At 59.8% G+C, this 23,264-nt stretch carries 16 protein-coding genes and 2 tRNA genes; 14 read left to right on the top strand and 4 right to left on the bottom strand.

Translation table 11 applies throughout. The features are described from left to right. A partial coding sequence (locus VIL80_RS04070) for a beta strand repeat-containing protein (RefSeq protein WP_332034877.1) occupies positions 1 to 4,363 on the top strand: 4,363 nt, incomplete at its 5' end. Positions 4,364 to 4,495: 132 nt separating this feature from the next. On the opposite strand, the gene VIL80_RS04065 is transcribed toward VIL80_RS04070, so the two are convergent. Continuing rightward, positions 4,496 to 4,582 (bottom strand) — tRNA-Leu (locus tag VIL80_RS04065). Between the two features lie 249 nt (positions 4,583 to 4,831). On the opposite strand from VIL80_RS04065, the gene ppc reads away from it, so the two are divergent. From ppc to VIL80_RS04035, 6 genes are all read left to right on the top strand, one after another. Then, positions 4,832 to 7,489, top strand: coding sequence for a phosphoenolpyruvate carboxylase (gene ppc, locus VIL80_RS04060; protein ID WP_332034876.1), 2,658 nt, complete (start codon positions 4,832 to 4,834; stop codon positions 7,487 to 7,489). Positions 7,490 to 7,965: 476 nt separating this feature from the next. Then, positions 7,966 to 8,436, top strand: a complete 471-nt coding sequence (locus VIL80_RS04055; RefSeq protein ID WP_332034875.1) for a hypothetical protein — start codon at positions 7,966 to 7,968, stop codon at positions 8,434 to 8,436. 71 nt (positions 8,437 to 8,507) lie between these two features. Then, a complete protein-coding gene (locus tag VIL80_RS04050; RefSeq protein ID WP_332034874.1) occupies positions 8,508 to 9,194 on the top strand; it encodes a fimbrial biogenesis chaperone in 687 nt (228 codons plus the stop codon). Between the two features lie 6 nt (positions 9,195 to 9,200). Continuing rightward, positions 9,201 to 9,893 carry a fimbria/pilus periplasmic chaperone gene (locus VIL80_RS04045; RefSeq protein WP_332034873.1) on the top strand — a complete coding sequence of 231 codons (693 nt, stop codon included), beginning with the start codon at positions 9,201 to 9,203 and terminating at the stop codon, positions 9,891 to 9,893. Between the two features lie 5 nt (positions 9,894 to 9,898). After that, positions 9,899 to 12,367: a fimbria/pilus outer membrane usher protein gene (locus tag VIL80_RS04040; protein ID WP_332034872.1), complete on the top strand. Its 2,469-nt coding sequence runs from the start codon at positions 9,899 to 9,901 to the stop codon at positions 12,365 to 12,367. Continuing rightward, positions 12,364 to 13,248, top strand: a complete 885-nt coding sequence (locus tag VIL80_RS04035; RefSeq protein ID WP_332034871.1) for a hypothetical protein — start codon at positions 12,364 to 12,366, stop codon at positions 13,246 to 13,248. The genes VIL80_RS04040 and VIL80_RS04035 overlap by 4 nt, the downstream gene beginning before the upstream one ends. Before the next feature lie 67 nt (positions 13,249 to 13,315). Here VIL80_RS04035 and VIL80_RS04030 read toward each other — a convergent pair. Beyond that, positions 13,316 to 13,402 (bottom strand) — tRNA-Leu (locus tag VIL80_RS04030). A gap of 321 nt (positions 13,403 to 13,723) precedes the next feature. Here VIL80_RS04030 and rnr point away from each other — a divergent pair. Both rnr and rlmB read left to right on the top strand, forming a co-directional pair. Next, positions 13,724 to 16,681: a ribonuclease R gene (rnr, locus tag VIL80_RS04025; RefSeq protein WP_332034870.1), complete on the top strand. Its 2,958-nt coding sequence runs from the start codon at positions 13,724 to 13,726 to the stop codon at positions 16,679 to 16,681. 3 nt (positions 16,682 to 16,684) lie between these two features. Beyond that, positions 16,685 to 17,437, top strand: coding sequence for a 23S rRNA (guanosine(2251)-2'-O)-methyltransferase RlmB (gene rlmB, locus VIL80_RS04020; RefSeq protein WP_332034869.1), 753 nt, complete (start codon positions 16,685 to 16,687; stop codon positions 17,435 to 17,437). 230 nt (positions 17,438 to 17,667) lie between these two features. Here the strand turns inward: rlmB and VIL80_RS04015 are convergent, their stop codons facing one another. Both VIL80_RS04015 and VIL80_RS04010 read right to left on the bottom strand, forming a co-directional pair. Continuing rightward, on the bottom strand, positions 17,668 to 18,369 hold the full coding sequence (locus VIL80_RS04015) for a 2OG-Fe(II) oxygenase (protein WP_332034878.1): 702 nt from the start codon (positions 18,367 to 18,369) through the stop codon (positions 17,668 to 17,670). Positions 18,370 to 18,478: 109 nt separating this feature from the next. After that, positions 18,479 to 19,333: an alpha/beta fold hydrolase gene (locus VIL80_RS04010; RefSeq protein WP_332034868.1), complete on the bottom strand. Its 855-nt coding sequence runs from the start codon at positions 19,331 to 19,333 to the stop codon at positions 18,479 to 18,481. A gap of 295 nt (positions 19,334 to 19,628) precedes the next feature. Here VIL80_RS04010 and rpsF point away from each other — a divergent pair, with 295 nt between their 5' ends. The 5 genes from rpsF to dnaB all read left to right on the top strand — a co-directional run. Next, positions 19,629 to 20,081 (top strand): 30S ribosomal protein S6, encoded by a 453-nt coding sequence (gene rpsF / locus VIL80_RS04005; protein WP_332034867.1) that lies wholly within the window; start codon positions 19,629 to 19,631, stop codon positions 20,079 to 20,081. A gap of 12 nt (positions 20,082 to 20,093) precedes the next feature. After that, positions 20,094 to 20,324: a 30S ribosomal protein S18 gene (gene rpsR, locus VIL80_RS04000; RefSeq protein ID WP_318955539.1), complete on the top strand. Its 231-nt coding sequence runs from the start codon at positions 20,094 to 20,096 to the stop codon at positions 20,322 to 20,324. A 62-nt stretch (positions 20,325 to 20,386) separates the two neighbouring features. Beyond that, on the top strand, positions 20,387 to 21,211 hold the full coding sequence (locus VIL80_RS03995; protein WP_332034866.1) for a hypothetical protein: 825 nt from the start codon (positions 20,387 to 20,389) through the stop codon (positions 21,209 to 21,211). A gap of 34 nt (positions 21,212 to 21,245) precedes the next feature. Further along, the gene (gene rplI, locus VIL80_RS03990) at positions 21,246 to 21,692 is read left to right on the top strand and encodes a 50S ribosomal protein L9 (protein ID WP_332034865.1); all 447 of its coding nucleotides are present in this window, start codon (positions 21,246 to 21,248) and stop codon (positions 21,690 to 21,692) included. Between the two features lie 163 nt (positions 21,693 to 21,855). Next, on the top strand, positions 21,856 to 23,264 hold a 1,409-nt coding region (dnaB, locus tag VIL80_RS03985; protein ID WP_332034864.1), incomplete at its 3' end, for a replicative DNA helicase.

The following is a 23,264-nucleotide window of genomic DNA, read 5'->3' as shown; positions in this document are numbered from 1 at the left end:
CAATTTTGTCGTACAGGGCGCTAACCAGGTTGCGGCGCGAGACATCCAGTTTGCGGGTGTGTCCGCGGTCACTGCCGGTGGCACTGCCAATATCGCCACCGGATTGACGTTGGTCGACTGGCTGTTGCAAGACACGGACAGTGCCAGCAACAGCAATATCCAGTTCCACGGCTTCCGCAACTTCGTCGCCAACAATGCCGGCCTTGTGGGTACGACGGGTGACGACGACTTCACCCTGACCGGCAGCTCCGCGGCGGATGCCGAGGTTCAGGTCCACGAGATGGTATTCAGTGGGCTCACCTCGGTTGCCGGGAACGGCTCTGTGAATGGGGATCACCTCGATGCCTCTGGCTTCGGTGCGGCCCTGGCATTGACTGGCGTGGCGCAGGAACTGCAGGCGGACAATACGCTGCTGTTCCAGGGATTCGATTCTGCCGAGGTCACCAGTCTCGAGGGACACAGTGGCGATGACAGTTTCGAGGTGATGGCGGCAAATACTGTTTCGGTTGCCGGGCTGACGATTTCCGGACTGGACGAAGTGCTCGGCAAAGGCGGAGCCAACAGTCTGATTGCCAATGGTACCGCCACGCTAAATGAAAACGGCTATGTCGAGAGTGGTTCCATCCAGTTTTACGACATTGCCAAAATCATCGCCGACATTCTCGAGGCCACTGACGGAGATGACCTGCTGTCGTTCAGCGCAGATGGCAATGTAACCATCAACGGCTACGATATCGGCCAGAGCACCTATGTCGACGCCAAAGGCGGTGAGGACACTGTAACTGGTGTGACTGGGTTGAACTGGACCATCGCCGGTGACAGCAGCGCCGAGAATAACGGCGTTACCTTTGCCAATATTGAAAAGCTTGTGGCGGTTGATGCCGGGCTTGTTGGCTCCAGTGAGAGTGATGTGTTCACCCTGAACAGCAATGGCAGTATTACCGTCGGTTCCCTCGGCGTCACTGGTATGACCTCACTCGACGGCAGTGGCGGTGTCGATCAGCTGTTAGCCGCAGGCTTCGCTGATGGCCTTGCGCTGAGTACTGCGTCAGGAGAATTCTCTGCGGGCAGTCTGAGGATTACTGGAGTTGAACAGGCAACCGCCACTAGCCTGGCTGGCACTTCCGGAGCCGATCAGTTTGTACAGGGCGAGGATGGCTGGGTCACTGCAAATACCGTGAATTTCAGTATTTCCGAGCGGATTGCTGGTGGTGCAGGAGAGGACAGCTTCCACAGCGAGCTGCAGCACGACTGGGTGCTGGCATCCGGCGCGGCAAGCGTCGGCTACGGGGCGCTCGAAATATCCGATGTAGAGCACTACTCAGGTAGCGGTCAGCATATCCAGGGGCACGCCAGCGGGCATAGTTTCGCGGTGCTTGGCGATAATCAGGTTGAGGTGGGTGGCGCCACGTTTGATGGCATTCATTCAGTTGGTGCCGATGATGGTTCCGACCACGTAACTGCGGTCGGCGAGGTTGCTCTCGCGGCAACTGCCGGCGCGTTCGCTACCAGCGGTATCGACTTTAGCGGAATCGATAGCGTAACCGCGGCGGCGCTGGTGGGTTCCAGTAGTGCCGATCAGTTTGTCATGTCGGGTGCGGGCGCCCTGAGCGTCAATGGTATGGCATTCAGTGGCCTGAGCTCGGTATCTGCCGGTGACGGGGACGACGAAGTCCTCTCCCTTACCGGGCAAGGCTATGAACTCGGTGCTGACAACGGGGTGCTGCACCAAGGTATCCAGTTTGCCGGTGTCGAGCGATTCCAGGGGCAGGATGCGAGCCTCGCGGTTACTGGGCAGGCCAATGCACAGATTACTGCAAGTGGCAGTGTCGTCGCTGGTTCCTCCAGTTTCACTGGGCTCAATAGCCTCGCGTTGGACGGCAATACCAATTTACAGGCCTGGAATGGCGTCTCTGTGAAGGGGGCCGGTGCCGTCACCAGTGGTGGAATCCTTGTTTCCGGTGTGACCTCGGTTTCCGATACCGGTGCGCTGACCGGAAGCAGTGGCGACGATGTATTTACCGTTACCGGTGCCAATGCGCTGTCTACTGGCGGAATGAACTTCAGTGAAGTTTCTACGGTAGCTGCAGGCGCGGGATCCGATACCGTCGCCGGTGACGCCGGCCACGACTGGCTGCTCAGCCAGCAATCCGGATCGCTGTTCCATGCTGCGATCGACTTCACCGGCCTCGAGATGGCCACCGGTGGCAGTGGCGTAATCCAGGGTGCGGATAGCGATACGCTGTATGTGCTTGGCAGCGATGGAATACTGCGGGCGGGCGGGATTGCGCTTGCGGATATCCAGGCGGTTAACGCCGGTGCCGGTATCGACCGTGTGGAGACAGAGAGCGGACAGCGCTGGGTACTTGGTAGCGACGAGGGCAGTGCTTCCGCTTCGGGAATCGCCTTCAGTGCTATTGAGCAGATCGGCACCAATGCGGCGGTGGTAGATGCGAGCCAGAACAGCGTATCCGAGAGTTTCGCCCTGAGTGCGGATAGCGCTGAGATTTCGGTCTTCGGCTTCCTGTTCGACAGTGTTGCGCAGGTGTTAGCCGGCGGTGAAGGCGGCAACGAGGTAATCAGCAGTGCGGGCAATTGGCAGCTTGCCAGTGGCGGGCAGGTGAGCGCCAACGGGGTCGCCTTCCAGGGTATCGACCGGGTGCTTGCGGATAACGCCGTGCTGACCGGAACCAGCGCTGCTGATGAATTTTCACTGACCGGTACCGCGGGTGAGCTGAGTACTGGTGGAATTCAGTTCAGCGGTATCAGCGAAGTGGAGGGCAACGGAGGTGCCGATTCTCTGCTCGGCTCTGCTGCCGATGAAGCCTTCACGCTCTATGCCGATGGTGGAATTTCAGTGTCGGGTATGGACTTCGACGGTATCGCCAGCATAGACGCTGGTGGTGGCGCCGATTCGGTGGATGGGGATGCCGACCACTGGACCTCGGTAGAAAGCAACTCTGCATTGGTGGAAGGCGCCGCGCTTGCACAGATCGACAGTATCACCGTGCTGTTTGAGAACATCGAGCAGGTACAAAACACCGGTGCTTACACTGGCCCCTCGTTCGGTGCCGACTACTTCATGACGGCACCCACCAGCCTCCAGATCGGTGGCGTTACCTTTGCCGCGGTTGAGTCCATTGCAGCCGGCAGCGGTAGTGACACCATGCACGGCGTCGGTGTGGATCTGCGCTGGACCCTGGGAGCGTCATCCAGCAGCTACACCGATGGCCAGTCTTCCGTAGTATTCAGCGGGTTTGAACATATTGTAGCCGGAGCTGGATCCGATAGTTTCACTCTGGAAGGCGGTTCCCTGGGCACCCTGGACACCGGTGCCGGCGATGACATTGTGTTGATGAGCGGAACACAGCTGGAAAGTCTGGCGCTGGGTGCTGGCAATGATGAAGTGCAACTACTGGCGGGCAGTCAGCCGACTGTGATGTCTGCGGGTACCGGAGCTGACACCCTGCTGATGCAGCTGTCCGGACAGCAGTGGCAGATCAGTGGCGGTGTAGATGCGATTAACAGCGTTGGCGATTTCGACTTCACTGGCTTCGAACAGTTGCAGGACACCGCAGGTGGCCTGGATCTGGCTTCCAGCCAGCAGATGAACTTTACCGCCGCCGGTAGCAGTGCCGGAGTGGACTTCTCTGCGGGTGGGATGTCGCTGGCCTATGACCCCAATGGCAGTCTGGTACTGGTAAGTACCACCACTGCCACCATCGGTGGTGTACTCAAGGCACATAATGCGGATCTCACGCTGGCGGGGGATATGGATATCGAGTCTGATCTTGAATCCCTGTCGCTGCGCTCGAGTGCAGGCAATATCGACGTGGCCATCGTCGAGAAAGACGATCTGCAGATCGGGACGATCAATGTCGGGCGCGGCAATCTGACCCTGGCCAGCTCCGGCTTCGGTTTATTAACCGCGCAAGACGCGCGCGATATCCATATTACGGCCGGAACCGTGCAGTTGGGGTATGACCCGGTGCTGTGGGGCAATATCGGTACGCTGATCAACCCGCTGCGCATGGACGTCAGCCAGTCGGTAGATATCGTTGCCATCAGTTACTTTGAACCGGCATTTGTCGGTGGGCAGCCAGTGTTTAACGCCATCGGTACCGGCAACGCCTCCATCGCCAGTGCGCAGACCTCCCAGGGGCTGAAGTCGGCAATGCAGAATCCGGTGGACGATATCGCGCAGCTGGATCCGGGCATTTTCAGTGAAGTGACACCCTACAGTTTTGGGATCGACGTGCTGAACTTGCCTGAGCTGAAGTTGCTTGGGGGAGAGCTGGTCCCGATGGACAGTGATGAAGATGAGCGTCGGCGGAAACAGCCGATGGCGGCGGGAGGTAACTGATCGGATAGGGCTGCCGGGAAGTGTATTGTCCCGGTGGCCCGCCTTCATGAGCAGTCGCTTGCTGGCGTGCTTTGGTAAAAAAATACACGCAATAAAAAAGCCGACTCTTTCGAGTCGGCTTTTTTGCGGATATGGTGCCCAGGAGAAGACTTGAACTTCCACGACCGTAAGGCCACTAGCACCTGAAGCTAGCGCGTCTACCAATTCCGCCACCTGGGCATTCAGCGGTGCGTTCCGCTGAGGTTGCGCACTATAGCCGTTTTCTACGGCGTGTCAATTGTCAGTTGTGACCTATTTGCGACCAGCCGTTTCTGTGTCGGCGTTTTCCCACCGGGAAAGGGGTAGCGACGTATAGTGATACAAGCATTCTTGTAGTTTTATTACAAAAAATGCTGCTGAGGCATCAATCTCTAGCGTGAAATATGTAAAAATGTCGCGCAAATAAGTTCAATAGAAGGGAGGTATTTCATGGATCAAGACCAAAATGCTCCGTTGAGGGAAGATGTTCGGCTGCTCGGCGAAGAGCTTGGTACGGTGCTGCGCGCCCAGGCCGGCGGCGCCCTGTACGACACCGTCGAGACCATTCGCCAGGTGGCGGTAGAGAGCCGCAGCCACGGGGAAATGCCTGTAGGAAAACTACGGGAGCTGCTGGACCCGCTGGATGACGAAACCCTGCTGGAAGTGGCGCGCGCCTTCAGCCAGTTCCTGAACCTCGCCAATATTGCCGAACAGCGCCACCGCGAGCGCCTGCATCGCCGCCACGAGCGCTTCCCGGGCGACCCGGATACCGACCGCGGCCTGCGTCAGGTGCTGGCGGAGCTAAAGAATGCCGACGTCAGCCAGGACAAGATCCGCCAGGCACTGTCCGAACTGTCGGTGGAGCTGGTGCTCACCGCCCACCCCACCGAGGTCACCCGCCGCACCCTGATCCGCAAATACGACCAGATCGCCGACCTGCTCACTGAGATGGATCGCCCGGATACGACCCCGGAAGAGGAGGAGCACCTGCGCCGCCTGCTGCGTGAGCAGATCATTTCCGCCTGGTGCACCGACGAAATTCGCCGTGAACGTCCGACCCCGGTGGACGAAGCCAAGTGGGGCTTCGCTACCATCGAACAATCCCTGTGGCAGGCGGTGCCGCAGGGTATGCGCGATATCGAGAAAGAGCTGGCACTGGCCGGGCTCGAACCACTGCCGGCGGACTGGGTGCCGGTGCGCTTTGCCTCCTGGATGGGGGGCGACCGCGACGGCAATCCCAATGTGACTGCGAAGGTAACCCGTCAGGTGCTGACCTTGGCGCGCTGGATGGCTGCCGACCTGTACTTAAGGGATGTGGAAAACCTGCTCGCGGACCTGTCCATGCACCGCGCCAGCGACGAGTTGCTGGCGCGCACCGGCCCCAGCCAGGAACCCTACCGCCTGTTGTTGCGCGAGCTGCGCGATCGTCTGCGCAATACCCGCGCGCTGATGGAGGCGCGGGTAAATGGCGGCGTGGAACCAGAAGGGGCGATCTATGCCAGTGGCAGTGAGCTGTACCAGGAACTGAGCCTGATTGACCGCTCCCTGCGCGCGGTGGGCCTCGCTGCCATTGCCGAGGGCCAGCTGAAAGACACCCTCCGCCGCCTCAATTGCTTCGGCATTACCCTGTTGAAGCTGGATATCCGCCAGGAATCCACTCGCCACGCCCATGTGATCGATGCAATCACCCGCTACCTGGACCTGGGCAGCTACGCCAGCTGGGGTGAGAAGGTGAAGCAGAAATTCCTGCTGGCCGAGCTGGAAAGCCGCCGCCCACTGGTGAATGGTGCCTTCTACCGCAGCGAATTCTGTACGGACGAGGTGCGCGAAGTGCTCGACACCTGCCGGGTGATCGCCGAGCAGGGGCCGGAAGGCCTCGGTGCCTATGTGATCTCGATGGCGAAAACTTCCTCCGATGTGCTCGCCGTAATGCTGCTGCAGAAGATCGCCGGCGTGCGCGAGCCGATGCGCGTGGTGCCGCTGTTCGAAACCCTGGACGACCTCAACAACGCGTTCGGTACCATGAGCGCACTGCTGGAGATTCCGTTCTACCGTGAGCGTGTGAAGTCCGGCCAGGAAGTAATGATCGGCTATTCGGATTCCGCCAAGGATGCGGGTTTCCTCGGTGCGGCCTGGGCGCAATTCCGCGCGCAGGAGGCGCTTACCGGGATTTTCCGCGAGCACGGTATTCCGCTGACGTTGTTCCACGGCCGCGGCGGCTCCATTTCCCGCGGTGGTTCGCCCACCCGTATGGCGCTCATGTCACAGCCCCCGGGATCGGTGGCCGGGCGCATTCGCGTCACCGAGCAGGGCGAGATGATCCGTTTCAAATACGGTCGCCCGTCTGTTGCTGCCTACAACCTCGAGCAGTACATGGCGGCGACCCTGGAGGCGACCCTGTTGCCGCCGGCGGAACCGCGCCCGGAGTGGCGCGCGGAAATGGATCGCCTGACCCAGGCCTCGGTGCGTGCCTACCGCGAAGTGGTGCGGGACGACCCCGCACTGGTGTCCTACCTGCGCACCGTTACCCCGGAAACCGAACTCAGCCGCCTGGCGCTCGGCAGTCGCCCGGCGCGACGCAAGCCCGGCGGTGGGGTGGAAACCCTGCGCGCGATTCCCTGGGTGTTCGCCTGGACCCAGATGCGCCTGATGCTGCCGGCCTGGCTCGGCACCGGCGCCGCGCTGGAAACCGGCCTGGAAAAAGCGCCGGACACCCTGCGTGCCATGAGCGAGCAGTGGCCCTTCTTCCAGACCGTGGTGGATATGCTGGAGATGGTGTTGGCCAAGTCCGACACCCGCGTAGCTTCCTGGTACGAAGAACGCCTCACCGACGACCCGGAGCAGCTGCGCCTCGGCATCGAACTGCGCAGCCGCCTGGCGCGCACCGTCGCCGCGCTGAGCCAGCTCACCGGGCGCAAGGATCTGCTGGACAACAACCCGGTGATGCGCTGGTCCATCCGCGTGCGCGATCCCTACACCGATCCGTTGCACCTGCTGCAGGCAGAACTGATGGCGCGCCTGCGCACCCGCGAGGACGATCCTGTGTTGGAAAGTGCGCTGATGGTGACCATTGCCGGTATCGCTGCGGGTATGCGCAATACGGGGTAGCAATAGTTCCCAGTCTTACGCACCGTGAAACCCGTTGCGGCGCAAGCCGAAAATAGTGACAGTGAAAAAAGGCCGACTTGTTAAAGTCGGCCTTTTTTTATATTCGTTAATTTAGTTTTTCCTCTGCCGCTGCGTTCATCGAGACAGAAAACGCGAATCCCGCCGGCCAAATTAATCTGCCGACAGTTCACTCCTGAATAACGCAGCGCGCGTCACTTTTCAGAGCGTTGCTCGCAAAATAAGCAATCTTCGATAGACTCAAAGTGCTCTACCGCTCGAATAATTGGAGAGGCAAGAGTCCCGCCGCAGTTAGTCCAGCGCGTGGATGATCAAGAGTTAGACACTTCTTTTTTGGTTGTCAGGTTGCTGTCTATGGTGAGGGGTTCCCGCTGTTTGCATTGCAGTGTATGCAAGGCGAGGGGCTGAAGTGGTTAACCCTTTTTTTCATGTTTCGTCGGTAATGGAGAAACTGTTGTATGAAACACCTACTTGGTCTCGGTGCTGCCGCCGCACTTATTGTTGCTGGAAGCGCATTCGCAGGCGACTACCACGACTATGGCAATAACTGCTACGAGTGCTCGGATGAAATTGAGATACAACTCGTTGGCGAGGTGGCGTGCTCGTGCGAAATTTCGTTCGATCAGCCCGTTGCATTTCTAAACTTGTCTTTGATCGACACCTTTGTAAGTGGTGTCCAAAATCTCTCGGTCACCTGTAACACAGATGACGATCTCAACATTATTTTTGAATCCTTAAACGGCGGTCTTCTGCACGAGGACGGAGTAGAGCTGATTCCCTACGATATCCGCCTGGGAGGACTTCCTGTAGCGTTTTCCACGCCGGTGCCATTTGATGGAAGTGAGGATGTGAGCGTGGGCGTTAACGGCACTGGACCTTTGGCAGGTATCTATACGGACACTGTGACGGTAACGGTATTTGTTGACTAGGCAATAGCGCGTGGGTCCCGGGCATTTTGCAGCAGTCCGGTGGCCCCGCATATGAGATAAGGACATAAATCATGCTGCACAATCCCTTTCGCCTCTGCATTCTCCTGCTAATTTTCACTCTCTCTGCGCAATATACCTTTGGCTTCACATTGACACCAATGCGCAGTGTTTTGACGCTGCCGGCGGATATGGGTGGCGAGACGCTGCGATTACACAATCCGCGCAAATCTGATTTGCCTGTCATATTTGAGATCGTCGAGCGCAAGGTCAATGAGGATGGCAGTGAGGAGACGCTGCCCGCCGACGACAATTTTGTGATCTTTCCCCCGCAAGCAGTGGTTTCCGCGGGAAAAACACAGGCAGTGCGTGTGCAGTGGGTGGGGGGAGCGCTGTCCCAGTCTCGTTCCTTTATCCTGTTTGCCCGCGAGCTACCTCTGAGCCTCTCTGGTCAGGAAAAAACAGGAGTCAAAACGGTCCTGCGTGTTGGTGCGACGATTCATGTTACCGGGCGCGGCTTTATATCGAAACCGGAGCTTGTTAGCTATCGCCCGGGGAGAGATGGGGTGGTGGTATCTGTTGCCAATCGCGGTACTGAATATCTGTATATCAACGACCTTGGACTCAAGTTTGAAAACCAGGAAATCGGCGGCTCCGCTCTCGCCAATGCGGCTGGCCGCACTCTGCTTCCTCCCGGTGTAATCAGGACTTTCACCGTAGGCGGTGTTCACGGAACACCGGAACTGCAATTTAAAAAATAGACGATAATGCTGGCACGAATATTCTCTCTATTGGTCGGCTTGCTACTGGCCGGATTCATTCCGCTCGCGTTGGCTCAGTCGGTTACGCCGACCCGGGTCCAGATCAATCTTGAGGACTCCCCTCAGGCAATACTGACGTTGTCTTCCGTAAAGCCGGTTGATGTTGCTATAGAGTTTTCGGTGTTGGGTTATTCGGCGTCCCTTGCCGACATGGAAGCACCGCTGCAAGTGATTCCGCCACAGATGTTGCTGCGGCCTGGTGAGACCAAGCAGGTGATGGTGCGCTGGCGCGGCAGCAGCACATTGCGGCGCAGCGCCTCTTACTATCTGGCCATTGATGAGCTACCCCTCGCCGTCAAGGATCGAGAGGTAAGCGCGGCGATCCAGCTTTTAACCACCCTCAGGCTTCCCATACATGTACATGCCAGTGGCGAGGCGGAACTCGCCTTTTCTCCACCGCAAGTCGATGGCAGCGCTTCGCTGGAGTTTTACAACACCGGTGAACAGTACGCACTGCTGTCGCACTACGAGATCGGGGTGACGCACGATCTTGAGGTGATCCTTTTTGACGGTCTCGATTTCGCGCGGCTGTTGAATCGGGATGCCATATTGCCCGGTCAGATGGTGTCTATCCCCCTGCGGCTAATCGGGCTTGATGCGGCCGGGCTGCAGGGCGCCAGGCTGGTCAGGAAGGAGTAGCATCAATGTATCGTTTGAATTACCTGTGTCTCGGGGCGTTGCTGAGTTGTGTATTGTTTCCGCATGGCGCAACTGTGGCGTTTGCAGCCGATGAGCAGAGTTCTGTGCCCAACCTTGTCTATGTAAATTTACCCGTCTCGATCGACGGGCGTATCGTTGGCGACCTCAAGGTTGGTGTTACCGGTACATCCCTTTACAGTGTTGATCGGACAAGCTGGGAGGGGTTGGCCCAGGGATATTTTGATGCGGATGTTATAGGGCGTTTAGTGCAGGCGGCTGGTGACGGTCAAACGATCCCGGTAACGAGTTTTATCGAAGAATTTATTGATATCTTTTTTGATCCCTCCGCGCTTGAAATAAAAATCGACCTGGCAGATTCTCGTCGCCAGACTCAGGACTTGTCGCTGCGCCGTCAATCTGTCGATTACGAAAACCTTTCAAATCATGACCTGCCGGGACGCTCTGCCTACCTGAATATCAACCTGCAGCAGGACTACCGGTGGAATGATACGCTCGGCACGGATTCACGGCTTGCCACCTTGGTCAATGTCGATGGTGCAGTAACGCTTTTTGGCAGCCCGCACCTGACGCTCGAAGGCGGTGCATTTATTGATTCCTCACCGAGTGATGATGCCACGTGGCAGCGCCGCGAAGTTCGTCTGGTGCACGACGATTTGTCGCGGGCAGTGCGCTATTCACTGGGCGATATTTTCTATCGCACAACCGAGTTTCAGGTGTCGCCACCACTACTCGGCTTCTCCATCGAGCGAGCCTACGAGGAAATCCAACCCCTGCGAAATGTCACACCCACCGGAACGCGCAGTTTTACCGTTTCCCAGCGCTCGACCGTGGAGATCTACTTAAACGGCCTGTACCAGGATACGTTGTATCTCGATCCCGGGCGTTACGACCTGAGTGACTTTGCGGTGAATAGCGGGGTCAACGAGGTTTCACTATTGATTACGGATCCGTCGGGGCAACAGCGGAGTATTGAGTTTTCGCTCTTTACTGATCCGACCCTGCTGAAGGGGGGGATGTCCGAATTTTCCTTTAACGCCGGTTACCAGCGTGGCGTCAGTGAAACCGCAGGCATCGCCTATGACTACGATATGCCGGCGATATCCGGCTTTTACCGCTATGGAATTACCGATTACCTCACGCTGGGTGCCAATGTTCAGGGAACCGAGCTACAGCAGGTGGCCGGTGGCGAGCTTTCTCTCTCCACGCCATTTGGTATCTTCGCCGCTAATGTGAGTGCGAGTGAGCAGGAGAGTATCGGACGTGGCACAGCGGCTTCGTTGCGCTGGTCCTATGATTTTTTCCTCTGGGGAGGGCGAGCCCACGAGCTGGATGTCGTCGCTGTTGCCAGAGACGACCTTTACACCTACATGGGCCAGGTTAGACCTGGCCTGCAGAACAAGTCAGAACTGCGTGTGCGCTATTCGGCACCTGGGCCCTTCGGCAGTTATCTCAGTTTGAGCGCACGCCAGGCAGAAAGTTTTGTCGAAACCGATCCGGTAGATACGGTGTACGGTTTTAATGTCACGCGCCGGTTTGGTCTGTTCAATTTTTCTCTCCGGTTGGAGCAGGAAAATTCACTCACAGAGGAGACGCGAGCCTTGGTTCGCCTTTCGGCCCCGCTCGGGCAGCGGCAGCTGGCGACGGCCAGGTGGGACACCCTCTCTGAAACCGGTGACCTCGAGCTGGGGCGGATGCAGCGGGGCACCGTCGGTGATTTTTCCGGAAGATTGGCACTGCGTTCCGATGTGGAGAACTACCGCGCGGACATGGGCGCTTTCTACCAGGGGAACAGGTTCCAGTTGGGGCTGGATCACAACTATGTGCAGTTTGATGAGGTCGAGCGCGAGCCGGATCAGTTGAGCACTCTTAGGCTTGGGTCGAGCCTGGTTTATGCCGACGGCACGGTGGCCTGGGCTCGCCCAATAGAAGACTCATTCATCATGGTGCGGCGCCATGAGTCCCTCAGCGGCAGTCGCATCCTGGTCGATGAGCGGCAGGGAGGGTTCACGGCGGTTGCCGACGGTCTGGGTCCTGCGGTGGTGCCCGCAGTGAACAGCTATGTGTCGCGAAGAATTCACTGGGAAGCGGAGAATCCGCCTTTCGGTTATGACATGGGCGATATCGACGCCAGCTCATTCCCGCGCTACCGATCCGGGATTGCCTACACCGCAGGGTCGGAAGCTTCAATTACTGTGATTAGCCAGGTACAGGATACCCGGGGCGCGCCGGTCAGTATGAAGGTCGGCCAGATCACCGCGACCGATGGGCGGGATTTTCCAATGGTAACCACCTTTACCAATAAAGCGGGCCGTTTTGTTGCGCAGGGGCTGGCGCCGGGAAATTACCAGATCGTCTTCCCGGATCGCGGTGGTCTGAAAATCCCATTCACTATCGAGGAGGGGGCTTCCGGTATTGTGGAATTGGGGATTATCAAAGAGCAGGTTTCGCTATGAAATGGATGGCTGCCTTCGCGACCTCGGTTTTGACCAGCTTGAGCGGTGTCGCGATATCGGCGCCCGACGATAGCGAGGGCGCCTGTTCGATTGAAGCGGTGTCCATCGAGGGGCAGGCCGACATGGCGTATTACCCGTTTGCGAATCGAGATGAGATTGGCCAGCTGCGGCTGGTGGTTGCCGCTCGTGGTTTATGTCGCTTTGGTTTTGCTCTGCTACCGACATCCGATGCCCTGCTCATGGGGCCGGGGAAGCCACTCGCTTTCTCCTTCCGCAATCGCGGCGACCAGGTCATTCCACTGAATGGCAATGAACAACGGGGAGTCCTGTTTGAGGATGGCGCGCGAGGCAGGGAGGCGAGTCTGATCATCGAACTTCCGCGCGGGCAGGCGCGCCGGGCGGGCGACTACCGGAATAACTTTGTCGCGCGCATTTTTTCCAATGGCCGGCCACTGCAGGATATCGACTTTCAGGTTTCGGTCCACGTTGCAGCCCAGGCGGATATCCATGTGGCCGGTAATGGCGAGGGGCAGTTGGGCAGGTCAACGGTGATGAATTTTGGCAGGCTGGAAACCGGAGAGACACTCTCGTCGCTGCTGGCAGTTCGCACCAACAGTGCCTACAACCTGGTGGTGTCCTCGGAAAATCACAGTCAGATGCGGCATGTTTCCCTCGAGGGGGAAAACACTGCTGTGCCTTATACCGCGTCGCTCGATGGGCAACCGCTGAGTTTGCAGAATGGAGTCGATACCCGCGATTTTTCGACGCCAGGTGATGGTAACCAGATAAGGAACCTCAGCGTGCAAATCGGCGATACACGCGGAAAGATGGCGGGGCAGTACCGAGATACCCTGCGGGTGACAGTAACTTTGCTGGAGTGAACTAAGGAGTGCTGGAGCGCATAAAGAAAAAAGGCCGACTCTTTCGAGTCGGCCTTTTTTGCGGATATGGTGCCCAGGAGAAGACTTGAACTTCCACGACCGTAAGGCCACTAGCACCTGAAGCTAGCGCGTCTACCAATTCCGCCACCTGGGCAAGTCAGCGGTGTGCTCCGCTGAGGACGCGCACTATATTGATTCGGTCCGGGGGTGTCAACGCCTTTTGTGACAAAAATCCTGAAGAATTTGCCGCCGGACACCGGACCTGTAAATCCGGTCGGGAATTGGCCGCTAAATCGCTTATACTCGCGGCAATGTGCAACGTTACCGGTGGCCTGTGGCCGCTATCGGCATTCGCCACTCCAGAACCCCGTCCAATTGAATGGATCGGACAGTTGCACCCAATCACCCGACTGCCCCGGACGTATCCCGGGGCCGTGCAGACCGTGCGGTCAATCGCAGAACAATGGAAGCTGTTTTGAATCAAGACAAACCCAATCCCTCTGTCGTCGCGGAAGATCCCCACGCGGATCGCGAGGCAGAAAAATACGAAAAGCCTATCCCCAGCCGTGAATTCCTGCTGGACCTGTTGGAGCAGCAGCCCGGCCCGGTTTCCTGGGAAGCGGTGGCGGACCTGCTCAGTCTCGAGGATGAGGACCGCCGCGAGGGTGTGCGCCGCCGCCTGATCGCCATGAGCCGCGACGGCCAGATCGCCAGCAACCGCGCCGGGGACTTCGGCGTGCTCGACAAAATGAGCCTGGTGCGCGGCCGTGTGATCGGCCACCGCGATGGTTTCGGCTTCGTCTCCCCCGGCGACGGCAGCGACGACCTCTATCTGTCCCACCGCCAGATGCGCAAGGTGTTCGACGGTGACGAAGTGCTGGTGCGCGAGACCCCCGGCGGTTTCCGTGGCAAGCGCGAAGGCGCGGTGGTGCGCGTGATCAAACACAACACCCACCAGCTCGCCGGGCGCCTGTACCGGGAAGACGGAGTGTGCTTCGTACGCCCGGACAACCCGCGTATCAACCTCGACATCATGGTCGCGGAAGGCAAGTGCGGTGAGGCCAAGAGCGGCCAGTACGTGGTGGTGGACATCACCCTGCAGCCTGGCCGCGACAACCTGCCCCAGGGCGAAGTGAGTGAAGTGCTCGGCGACCACCTGGCGCCGGGCATGGAGATCGATGTCGCCATCCGCAACTACGGCATCCCGCACGTCTGGCCCGCGTCCGTGCTGACACAGGTGGAGGGCATTGCCGACGAGGTGCTGGAAGGCGACAAAAAGGCGCGTATCGACGTGCGCCAGCTGCCGCTGGTTACCATTGACGGCGAAGACGCGCGCGACTTCGACGACGCGGTGTTCTGTGAGCTGCTGCCGGACGGCAACTGGAAGCTGTTGGTGGCCATCGCCGACGTCTCCCACTATGTGGCGGTCGGCACGCCACTGGATGTGGAAGCGCACCAGCGCGGCAACTCGGTGTATTTCCCGGATTTCGTGGTGCCGATGTTGCCGGAGAAGCTCTCCAACGGCCTGTGTTCCCTGAACCCGGAAGTGGATCGCCTGTGCATGGTGTGCGAAATGCGCATCGACGAATCTGGCAACATCCTCGGCTACCAGTTCTTTGAAGGGGTAATGCGCAGTCACGCCCGTTTCACTTACACCCAGGTGGGTGAGATGGTGGACGAACGCGACAATCGCGACAGTGGGCTGCGCAAGCAGTATGCCGCGCTCACCCCGCACATCGACAACCTGCACGACCTGTACCAGGCGCTGCGCGGTGCCCGCGACCGCCGCGGTGCCATCGACTTTGAAACCACCGAGACGCGGATCATTTTCGACGCCGCGCGCAAGATCGAGCGCATCGTGCCGGTGGTGCGCAACGATGCGCACAAGATGATCGAGGAGTGCATGCTTGCCGCCAACGTGTGCGCGGCGGAGCTGATGGAGCTGGCGGAGCTACCGGCGCTGTACCGGGTGCACGATATTCCGAAGAAGGAGCGCCTGGAAAACGTGCGCGAATATCTCGGTGAGCTCGGCCTGCGCCTCGAAGGTGGCAGCGAGCCACAGCCCAGCGACTACCAGACCCTGCTGCAGGAAGTGGAAGGGCGCCCGGATTTCCACATCATCCAGACCATGCTGCTGCGCTCCATGAACCAGGCGGTGTACCAGCCGGAAAACCGCGGCCATTTCGGCCTCGACTACCGCGCTTACGCGCACTTCACTTCGCCCATCCGTCGCTACCCGGACCTGCTGTTGCACCGCGGGCTGCGCTGGTTGATCAGAAATGGCAGTGCCAATCCGGCCGCCGTGGCGAAAAAGGTGCGCCAGGCACCCGGTGCCCACGCGCTGGAACGTGAGGAAATCCTGCCCTACGGCCCTCCCGCGATGGCGGAGCTGGGCGAGCACTGCTCGATGACCGAGCGCCGTGCCGATGACGCCACCCGCGATGTGGTCAGCTGGCTCAAGTGCGAATACCTGCAGGACCATGTGGGCGAGGTGTACCGCGGTGTGATCAGTGCGGTGACCGGCTTTGGCCTGTTTGTCGAGATCGACGACCTGTATGTAGAAGGGTTGATCCACGTTACCGCCCTGCCCAAGGACTACTACCAGTTTGAACAGGCGCAGCAGCGCCTTGTGGGCGAGCGCAGCGGCGTGCGTTTCCATCTTGGCGACGGCGTAACCGTACAGGTGGCGCGGGTGGATCTGGAGGAGCGCAAGGTGGACTTCACCTTCGTGGAACTGCATCCCCGCCCCAGCTACAAGAATCCCAAATACCGCAAGCCGAAAGCGGCAAAGAAAGGCGCAGAAGTGTCAGAAGTATCCATTGAGAAGCCACGTGAAAAATCGCATGAAGCGCCACGTGAAAATTCACGCGCTGCGACCGCGGCCAAAAAATCCCGCACCGGTGCCGAGTCCACCAATGTCAGCGGCCGCGCCATGGAAATGGCGGTGGAGTTCCAGCAGGAACGCACCCGCCGCGGCAAATCCGACTTCAGCAACAGTGCCGCTGCAGAAAAGAACAGTCCCTGGGGTGCGGGTCTGAAGAAGAAAGCGGTCACCGCTGCGGACGAGGAGCCGCGCCCGGTGCGCAAGCGCCGGGTGGGCGATGACGAGGCGGAAGTGATTGCGCCTGCGCCCAAAAAGTCCGTGTGGGAAAAGTCTGAACAGGAGCGGCCCGCGGCGAAAGCATCGGCGTGGGGTACATCTGCGAACGTATCGACCGACGATGGCGCGGAGCCCGCGGGCGAGCAGCCGGGCGAAGTCCCAAGAAAGAAACGCGGCCCGAGCAAAACCCCGACCCGCAAGGGCGGCAAGCGCCCGGCGGTAGCGGCGCGCAAGGCGGCACACAAGGCGGCCAAGTCTGCGGTTGCGAAAAAGGCGGCACAGAAGAAGGCAGACAAGAAATCTGCCAAAAAGAAACCTGGCAAGAAGAAATAACCAGTGGCACAGCAATTAGTTTACGGCCTGCACGCGGTGCAGGCCCTGTTGAAGAGCGCTCCCCAGCAGGTGCAGGAACTGCTGCTGCTGCGCGGGCGCAAAGACCAGAAACTGCAAAAGATCATCCGCCAGGCGGAGCAGAATGAGATCGTTATCCGCTACGTCGATCGCCGCGCGCTGGATGAAAAGGTGGGCGACGACGGCAACCACCAGGGCGCGGTGGCCGTCTGTGCCGGCGAGACCAAGGTGTATGACGAGCAGTTTCTGAAGTCGCTGCTGCAGCAACTGGAAGAAAAGGGCGTGGCGCCTTTCCTGTTGATCCTCGACGGTGTCACCGACCCGCACAACCTGGGCGCTTGCCTGCGCTCTGCGGAAGCCGCCGGTGTGCACGCGGTCATCGCTCCCAAGGACAATGCCGCGGGCCTCACGCCTGTGGCGAGAAAGGTCGCCTGCGGTGCCGCCGAAGTGCTGCCGTTCGTTCCCGTTACCAATCTGGCGCGCACCATGCAGATGCTGCAGCAGGCGGGGATCTGGATTTTCGGTACCGCCGGCGAGGCGGAGCAGGACGTTTACCAGTCCAAGCTCACCGGACCTATCGCCATTGTCATGGGTGCCGAGGGGCCGGGTATGCGCCGCCTTACCCGCGAGAATTGCGATCACCTGATCAAGATCCCGATGGCCGGTGAGGTCAGCAGCCTGAACGTTTCGGTGGCGACCGGCGTATGCCTGTTCGAAGCGGTGCGTCAGCGGGGTTGATTTGCCTGAGAGGGCAGGCGAGCGGAAAGAGGCGAAAGGAAAAGAGGAGGGGGCGGAGGAGCCCCTCAACCTAGGTGATCCCGTTTGTTTTTCTTGGGTCCCTTATGTTTATTGTTATTGTTTCTGGGTTATCACGCGACACATCTGTATAACGCCGCGCGCGGCGAACCCCTCAATACAAATTTGCAGAAATTTGTGACCGGTGCTCCGAGTCTGGCTTGTGCGCGGGCTCAGCCCGGGGCCTTGCCATAGAGTTGCTGCGCCGGGCGGTACATCACCCAGGAGGTGAGGATGTACTTGTCCTCGGATACCGGCACATTGCCGCGGTGCGTGTGGGTAAAGCCACAGGGCGACAGCAGCAACCTTCCCGCGCGGGGTTTGACCCCGGTCTTCTGGTAAAAGAACTCGGTTTCCCCGCCTTCTTCCACGTCGTTCAGATACAGCAGCCAGAACAGCACCCGGTGCAGGGATTTCTGCTGCGGATCTGTGGGGTGTGGGAAGTGTTCGGAGTGCCAGTGATGGTAGCCGCCGCTGCTTTTGCGGTAGTGCTGCAAGTTGATGCCGTCGAAGCAGAAAAAGCTGGCGACCAGCTGTTTGAGCAGTTGCTCGTCGAGGCTTTCGATGTCCGCCGCCGTCAGGGTGCGCATCCCCTGGCCCGACTCGTCGCGAATACCGGGGGATACCGCGCCGGTCAGCATGTGCGGGTAGCGCCGGCAGTAATCGGTAAGCGCCTGGTACACCACGCCGTTGATATCGCGGCAGACATCCAGCCAGGACTCCTGGGTGGAAATATACAGGTCGGAGCTCTCTTTCTTGCTGGTGTCTACCCCGGCGCCGGTCCGCCCCGGTACCTTGTCGGGAGACTGCTGGAAGCGCTGGATCACTTGCGCGCAGTAGTCTTGAGGTACGGCGTCGTCAAACTGAACAATCATTGGGTCCACGGTGTTTCTCCCATTACCGCTGGGTGTGCCCGCGCGGAACCTGTGAAAAAAATGGGAGCACGCGGATGAAAAGGGTTGGACGTTTGCCGGCGGCAACCCCTCAGGAGATTGTCGCCTTGGCTTCGGGTGCGTCCATCCAGGACTGCACTATATCCAATACCGGCCCCGGGTTCTTGATCCAGCTGAGGTGCGGGTTGCCCTTGTGGTAAGTGGCGGGTATCTGGCGCACGGCGCCCCCCGCCAATTCCGCGAGGCGGCGCGTAGCATTCAGGGGCGCAAACGGGTCCCGCTCGATGCACAGGTGCAGTGGCTGGCGGGGCAGTGCGGCCGCGCTGGGGAGGCGCGCCTCGGGGGTGAAACGGCCGCGGATAATACCGTTGCCCCAGTCGCGCATCAGTGTCGATGCCTCGCGGCCGCCGAATCGCAGCTGCTGACCGGGAAAGTAGCCCAGCAGGCGAGTGCTGAGGTGGGCGGCGACGGCGGCACCGAGCACCGATGCGCGCTTGAGACCGCGCCAGCTGCGACTGTCCAGATGACCGGCAGCGACGCTGACCACCTGGGCATTGCCAGTCAGTCCGGCGCGCGCCGCCAGGGTGAGGGTCTGACCGCCGATACTGTGGCCGAGCATCAGCTCCGGGGCTTTGCCGAATATTTCTCGCACCGCCTCCAGCGCCAGGGGAATCCACGCAAACACCAAGTCGTTGTAGCCATAGTCGGCAGCGCGGCTCGGCTGTGGCCGGCTTTCACCGGTGCCGGGCAGTTCGCAGATGGCGGTGTGGTAGCCGCGCGCGGTCAGGGAGTCCAGCAGCTGGTGGTACTTGCTGGCGGGAACCCCAAGTGCGGGTAGCACCAGCGCAAGGGGGCCATCGGTCGCCAGCCGGCGCATGGTGAGGGGGATGCGGAATTCGCCGAGCTGGAGGTTGCGCACCAGGGTGCTGGGTGTCTCTGTGGTCATGAAATGCTGTTACCGGGTGAGGCGTCAGCGTTGACTATAAGTTGCCGGCCAGTGCGCCGCCCATGACCAGATCGCTCCCGGCGCTGGGCCGCTTCGACAGGCCGGTGCCAATGGCGCCAGTCGCCGACGGACTGGTGCAATCGATCAACTTGCAACCAGTTGGGGAGGCGCATAGAATACGCCGCCCGCAATAGGCCCGTTGTCGGTCTGATTGCGTACTCCTTGCCTCACTGGGCAGTCGCTGTAATAGCACAGCGGCGAACCGGGAGGCTGTGTTAACCCGTAAGGAGCAAAAATGCGTCATTACGAAATTGTATTCCTGGTTCACCCGGACCAGAGCGAGCAGGTTGCCGGTATGGTCGAGCGTTACACCGCGACCATCAAAGAAAGCGGTGGCAGCGTTCACCGTCTGGAAGACTGGGGCCGTCGCCGTCTGGCTTACCCGATCAACAAAATCCACAAAGCCCACTACATTCTGATGAATGTCGAGTGTACTGAAGAAGCACTGGCGGAACTGACCACCAACTTCAAGTACAACGATGCGGTGCTGCGTAATCTGGTGATTCGTGAAGACGAAGCCATCACCGAAGAAAGCCCGATCATGAAGGCCGAGAAAGAGTCCCGCGAGCGCAAAGCTGCACGTGCAGAGCGTTCCGAGCGTCGTGAGCGCGCAGAGCGCGATGAAGACGACTCCTCCGACGGCGCTGAGGAAGACATGTCTTCCGATGAAACCGAAGACGAAGAGTAAGGGGATATTCAGATGGCACGTTTTTTCCGTCGTCGTAAGTTTTGCCGTTTCACCGCTGAAGGCGTAAAGCGTATCGACTATAAAGATCTCGATACCCTGAAAGCCTACATCTCTGAGACTGGCAAAATCGTACCGAGCCGTATCACTGGCACCAAAGCCAAGTATCAGCGTCAGCTGGCCGTAGCGGTCAAGCGCGCTCGTTACATTGCGCTGCTGCCGTACACGGACAGCCACGAAGCTTAATTGCTTCGTTAGCACTGTATTAACAGAGAAGCTATCTAGTGCGCGCTATCGCTGAATTTGCCATGCGATCGCGTGTACGCGCGGTGATCCTCACCCTGGTGGGAATCCCGCTGATCAGTCCCGCGGTGCTCGCACTGGTGGGATTGCGCCGCGGCAGTGGCGACGGCCTGTTTGTTCTGGCCTGGGCACTGCTGCCGCTGGTTGCCGCTGCCGGTGCCGGCTACATGACGCCGCTGATGGCGGGGTTGGCCATCACCCACTTTGTGGGGGTGTTGGCCGGAGCGCTGACACTGCGCTCGACCCGCTCCTGGAGCTGGGCGCTGGTTGTGCTCACCGGAGTGTCCGCACTGGGCATACTGGTGACCTCTCAGGCCGCCGGGGGTGTGGTCGCCGCGCTGACGCAGGCGGTTACCGAGGCCGCGGGCGGGGCCCAGAGTCCCGAGGCGCAACAGCTGAGCAAGGCATTTGCCAGTGAGGCTCAGGCCACCGGATACCTGAGTTGGGTATCGGTGATCAGTGCCGCGCTGGCGCTGGTGCTCGGGCGCTGGTGGCAGGCCATGCTGTACAACCCCGGCGGTTTGCGGGAGGAGTTGCATGCGCTGCGTATGCCGGTTCCCGTAGCTGCGGTAGGCATGCTGTTGTGGATCTACTGCCTCGTGAATGAACACCTGGTGTTCTGGGGTGCGGTAGCGGCCTTCCCGATGATGGTGGCGGGCATTTGCCTGATCCACTGGCTGGTAGCCCGCAAGGGTTGGGGGCGCGGACCGCTGATCGCCATGTACATCACACTGGTGATCGCCGCGCTGCCGCTGGCCGGGTTCCTGTGTGGGCTGGCACTGATCGATAGCTGGATTGATATTCGCGCACGCTCTAGCGACAACCGCTGAGCTGCGCACAAGAACTGAAACTGAGGGTTCCGAGATGGAAGTTATTCTGCTCGACAAAGTAGGCAAACTGGGCAAAGTGGGCGACCGCGTTGAAGTTAAAGCCGGTTTTGGCCGTAACTACCTGCTGCCTACCGGCAAAGCCGTTCTGGCCAACGCAGCGAACGTCGCTGAGTTCGAAGCCAAGCGCGCTGAGCTGGAAGCCGCTGCCGCTGCCAAGCTGAGCTCCGCGGAAGAGCGCGCAGCCAAGCTGGCTGAACTGACTGTAACCATCGCTGCCAACGCTGGCGACGAAGGCAAGCTGTTCGGCTCTATCGGCACTCGCGACATCGCTGAAGCAATCACTGCTGCTGGCGTTGAAGTGAACAAGGCCGAAGTGAAGCTGCCGGAAGGTGCACTGCGTGACGTGGGCGAGTTCGACGTTGACGTACAGCTGCACTCCGACGTGATTGCTGCCGTTAAGGTTGTTGTAGTCGCCGAATAAGCGATTGCTGCAGTCATGCGCGGTTGCCGCTAACGGAATTGCCCGTTTACGGTCTAGCCGCGCTACAATCGGGCGCTGGATTCCCCCTGCCGGTTCTGACTGGTGGCGGCGAATGCAGCGCCCGATTTGTTTTTGTGCCCGGTAAATTGTCCCTACACACACGATGAACGAATACGCCCCGCCCGCAGAGGCAACCCAGGATTCCCACACCAGCTCACCCCTGCCGCACTCGGTGGAGGCGGAGCAGTCGGTGCTCGGCGGCCTGATGCTGGACGCCAGCCGCCTCGATGCGGTGGCGGAGCAGCTGAGCGAGTCGGATTTCTTTGTCGCCAGCCACCGCGCCATTTTCGGGGTGATGCTGGAGCTCTCCGGTGGCGAGCAGCCTCTGGATATCGTGACCCTCGCCGAAGGACTCGCCAGCCGCGACCTGCTGGCGAACGTGGGCGGTCCCGCCTATCTCGCCGAACTCGCGGAAAATACCCCCTCTACCGCCAACATCGTCGCCTACGCCAAGATCGTGCGCGAGCGCTCCATGCTGCGCCAGCTGATTGCCGCTGCGGGGGAGATCAGTCGCACCAGTTTCAATCCCGGTGGCCTGAGTTCCATCGATCTGCTGCAGATGGCAGAGCGCCGGGTGACGGAGATCGCCGAGGGCCGCGCGAAAGAGGGCGGCTTTGTCGGTGTCGATGCACTGCTGAAGAAGACCGTCGAGCGTATCGACGAACTGTTCAAGTCAGAGGGCGACCTCACCGGTCTCAGCACCGGGCTCACCGAGCTGGACCAGCGCACTTCCGGCTGGCAGCCGGGCGAACTGATCATTCTCGCTGCGCGTCCCTCCATGGGTAAGACGGCACTGGCGCTGAACTTCGTCGAGGCGGCGATGCTGAGCCAGGAAAAGCCAACCATGGTGTTCAGTATGGAGATGCCATCGGACAGCCTGGTGATGCGGATGCTGTCGTCCATCGGCAAGATCGACCAGGGCCGTATCCGCAACGGCAAGTTGCAGGAGGAGGATTGGCCGAAGCTGTCGAGCGCGGTGCAGAAGATGAAGGGCAAGGGCCTGTACATCGATGACACGCCGGGCCTGTCACCCAGTGAGGTGCGGGCGCGGGTGAAACGCACGGTGCGCGATCACACCAACAAGCTGATGCAGGCCGACCCGAGGCTTCCCCGTGAGGATGCGGAGCGCCGTGCGATGCCGGCGATGATCATGGTGGACTACCTGCAGCTGATGCAGGTGAAAGGCAGCACCGAGGGGCGTACCCAGGAAATTTCCGAGATTTCCCGATCCCTGAAGGGGTTGGCGAAGGAGTATGAGTGCCCGGTGATTGCGCTGTCGCAGTTGAACCGGGGGGTGGAGCAGCGCCCGAACAAGCGGCCGATGAACTCGGATCTGCGGGAATCGGGTGCGATCGAGCAGGATGCGGACGTGATCCTGTTTATCTACCGCGACGAGTATTACAACGAGGACAGCCCGGACAAGGGCATTGCCGAGCTGATTATCGGCAAGCAGCGTAACGGTGAGATTGGTACCTGCCGCGCGGCGTTTGTGGGCAAATACACGCGGTTTGA

Origin of the sequence: Microbulbifer sp. (assembly GCF_036563125.1) — a bacterium.
Lineage (GTDB): Bacteria > Pseudomonadota > Gammaproteobacteria > Pseudomonadales > Cellvibrionaceae > Microbulbifer.
The sequence above is the reverse complement of the archived record's forward strand: the minus strand, read 5'-3'. Positions and strand labels throughout refer to the sequence as shown.

Bases quoted from the DNA above. Each gene is read 5' to 3' on its own strand.
- ppc (WP_332034876.1), top strand. From the start codon at position 4,832: ATGGATCAAGACCAAAATGCTCCGTTGAGGGAAGATGTTCGGCTGCTC.
- VIL80_RS04055 (WP_332034875.1), top strand. From the start codon at position 7,966: ATGAAACACCTACTTGGTCTCGGTGCTGCCGCCGCACTTATTGTTGCT.
- VIL80_RS04050 (WP_332034874.1), top strand. From the start codon at position 8,508: ATGCTGCACAATCCCTTTCGCCTCTGCATTCTCCTGCTAATTTTCACT.
- VIL80_RS04045 (WP_332034873.1), top strand. From the start codon at position 9,201: ATGCTGGCACGAATATTCTCTCTATTGGTCGGCTTGCTACTGGCCGGA.
- VIL80_RS04040 (WP_332034872.1), top strand. From the start codon at position 9,899: ATGTATCGTTTGAATTACCTGTGTCTCGGGGCGTTGCTGAGTTGTGTA.
- VIL80_RS04035 (WP_332034871.1), top strand. From the start codon at position 12,364: ATGAAATGGATGGCTGCCTTCGCGACCTCGGTTTTGACCAGCTTGAGC.
- VIL80_RS04015 (WP_332034878.1), bottom strand. From the start codon at position 18,369: ATGATTGTTCAGTTTGACGACGCCGTACCTCAAGACTACTGCGCGCAA.
- VIL80_RS04010 (WP_332034868.1), bottom strand. From the start codon at position 19,333: ATGACCACAGAGACACCCAGCACCCTGGTGCGCAACCTCCAGCTCGGC.
- rpsF (WP_332034867.1), top strand. From the start codon at position 19,629: ATGCGTCATTACGAAATTGTATTCCTGGTTCACCCGGACCAGAGCGAG.
- rpsR (WP_318955539.1), top strand. From the start codon at position 20,094: ATGGCACGTTTTTTCCGTCGTCGTAAGTTTTGCCGTTTCACCGCTGAA.
- VIL80_RS03995 (WP_332034866.1), top strand. From the start codon at position 20,387: ATGCGATCGCGTGTACGCGCGGTGATCCTCACCCTGGTGGGAATCCCG.
- rplI (WP_332034865.1), top strand. From the start codon at position 21,246: ATGGAAGTTATTCTGCTCGACAAAGTAGGCAAACTGGGCAAAGTGGGC.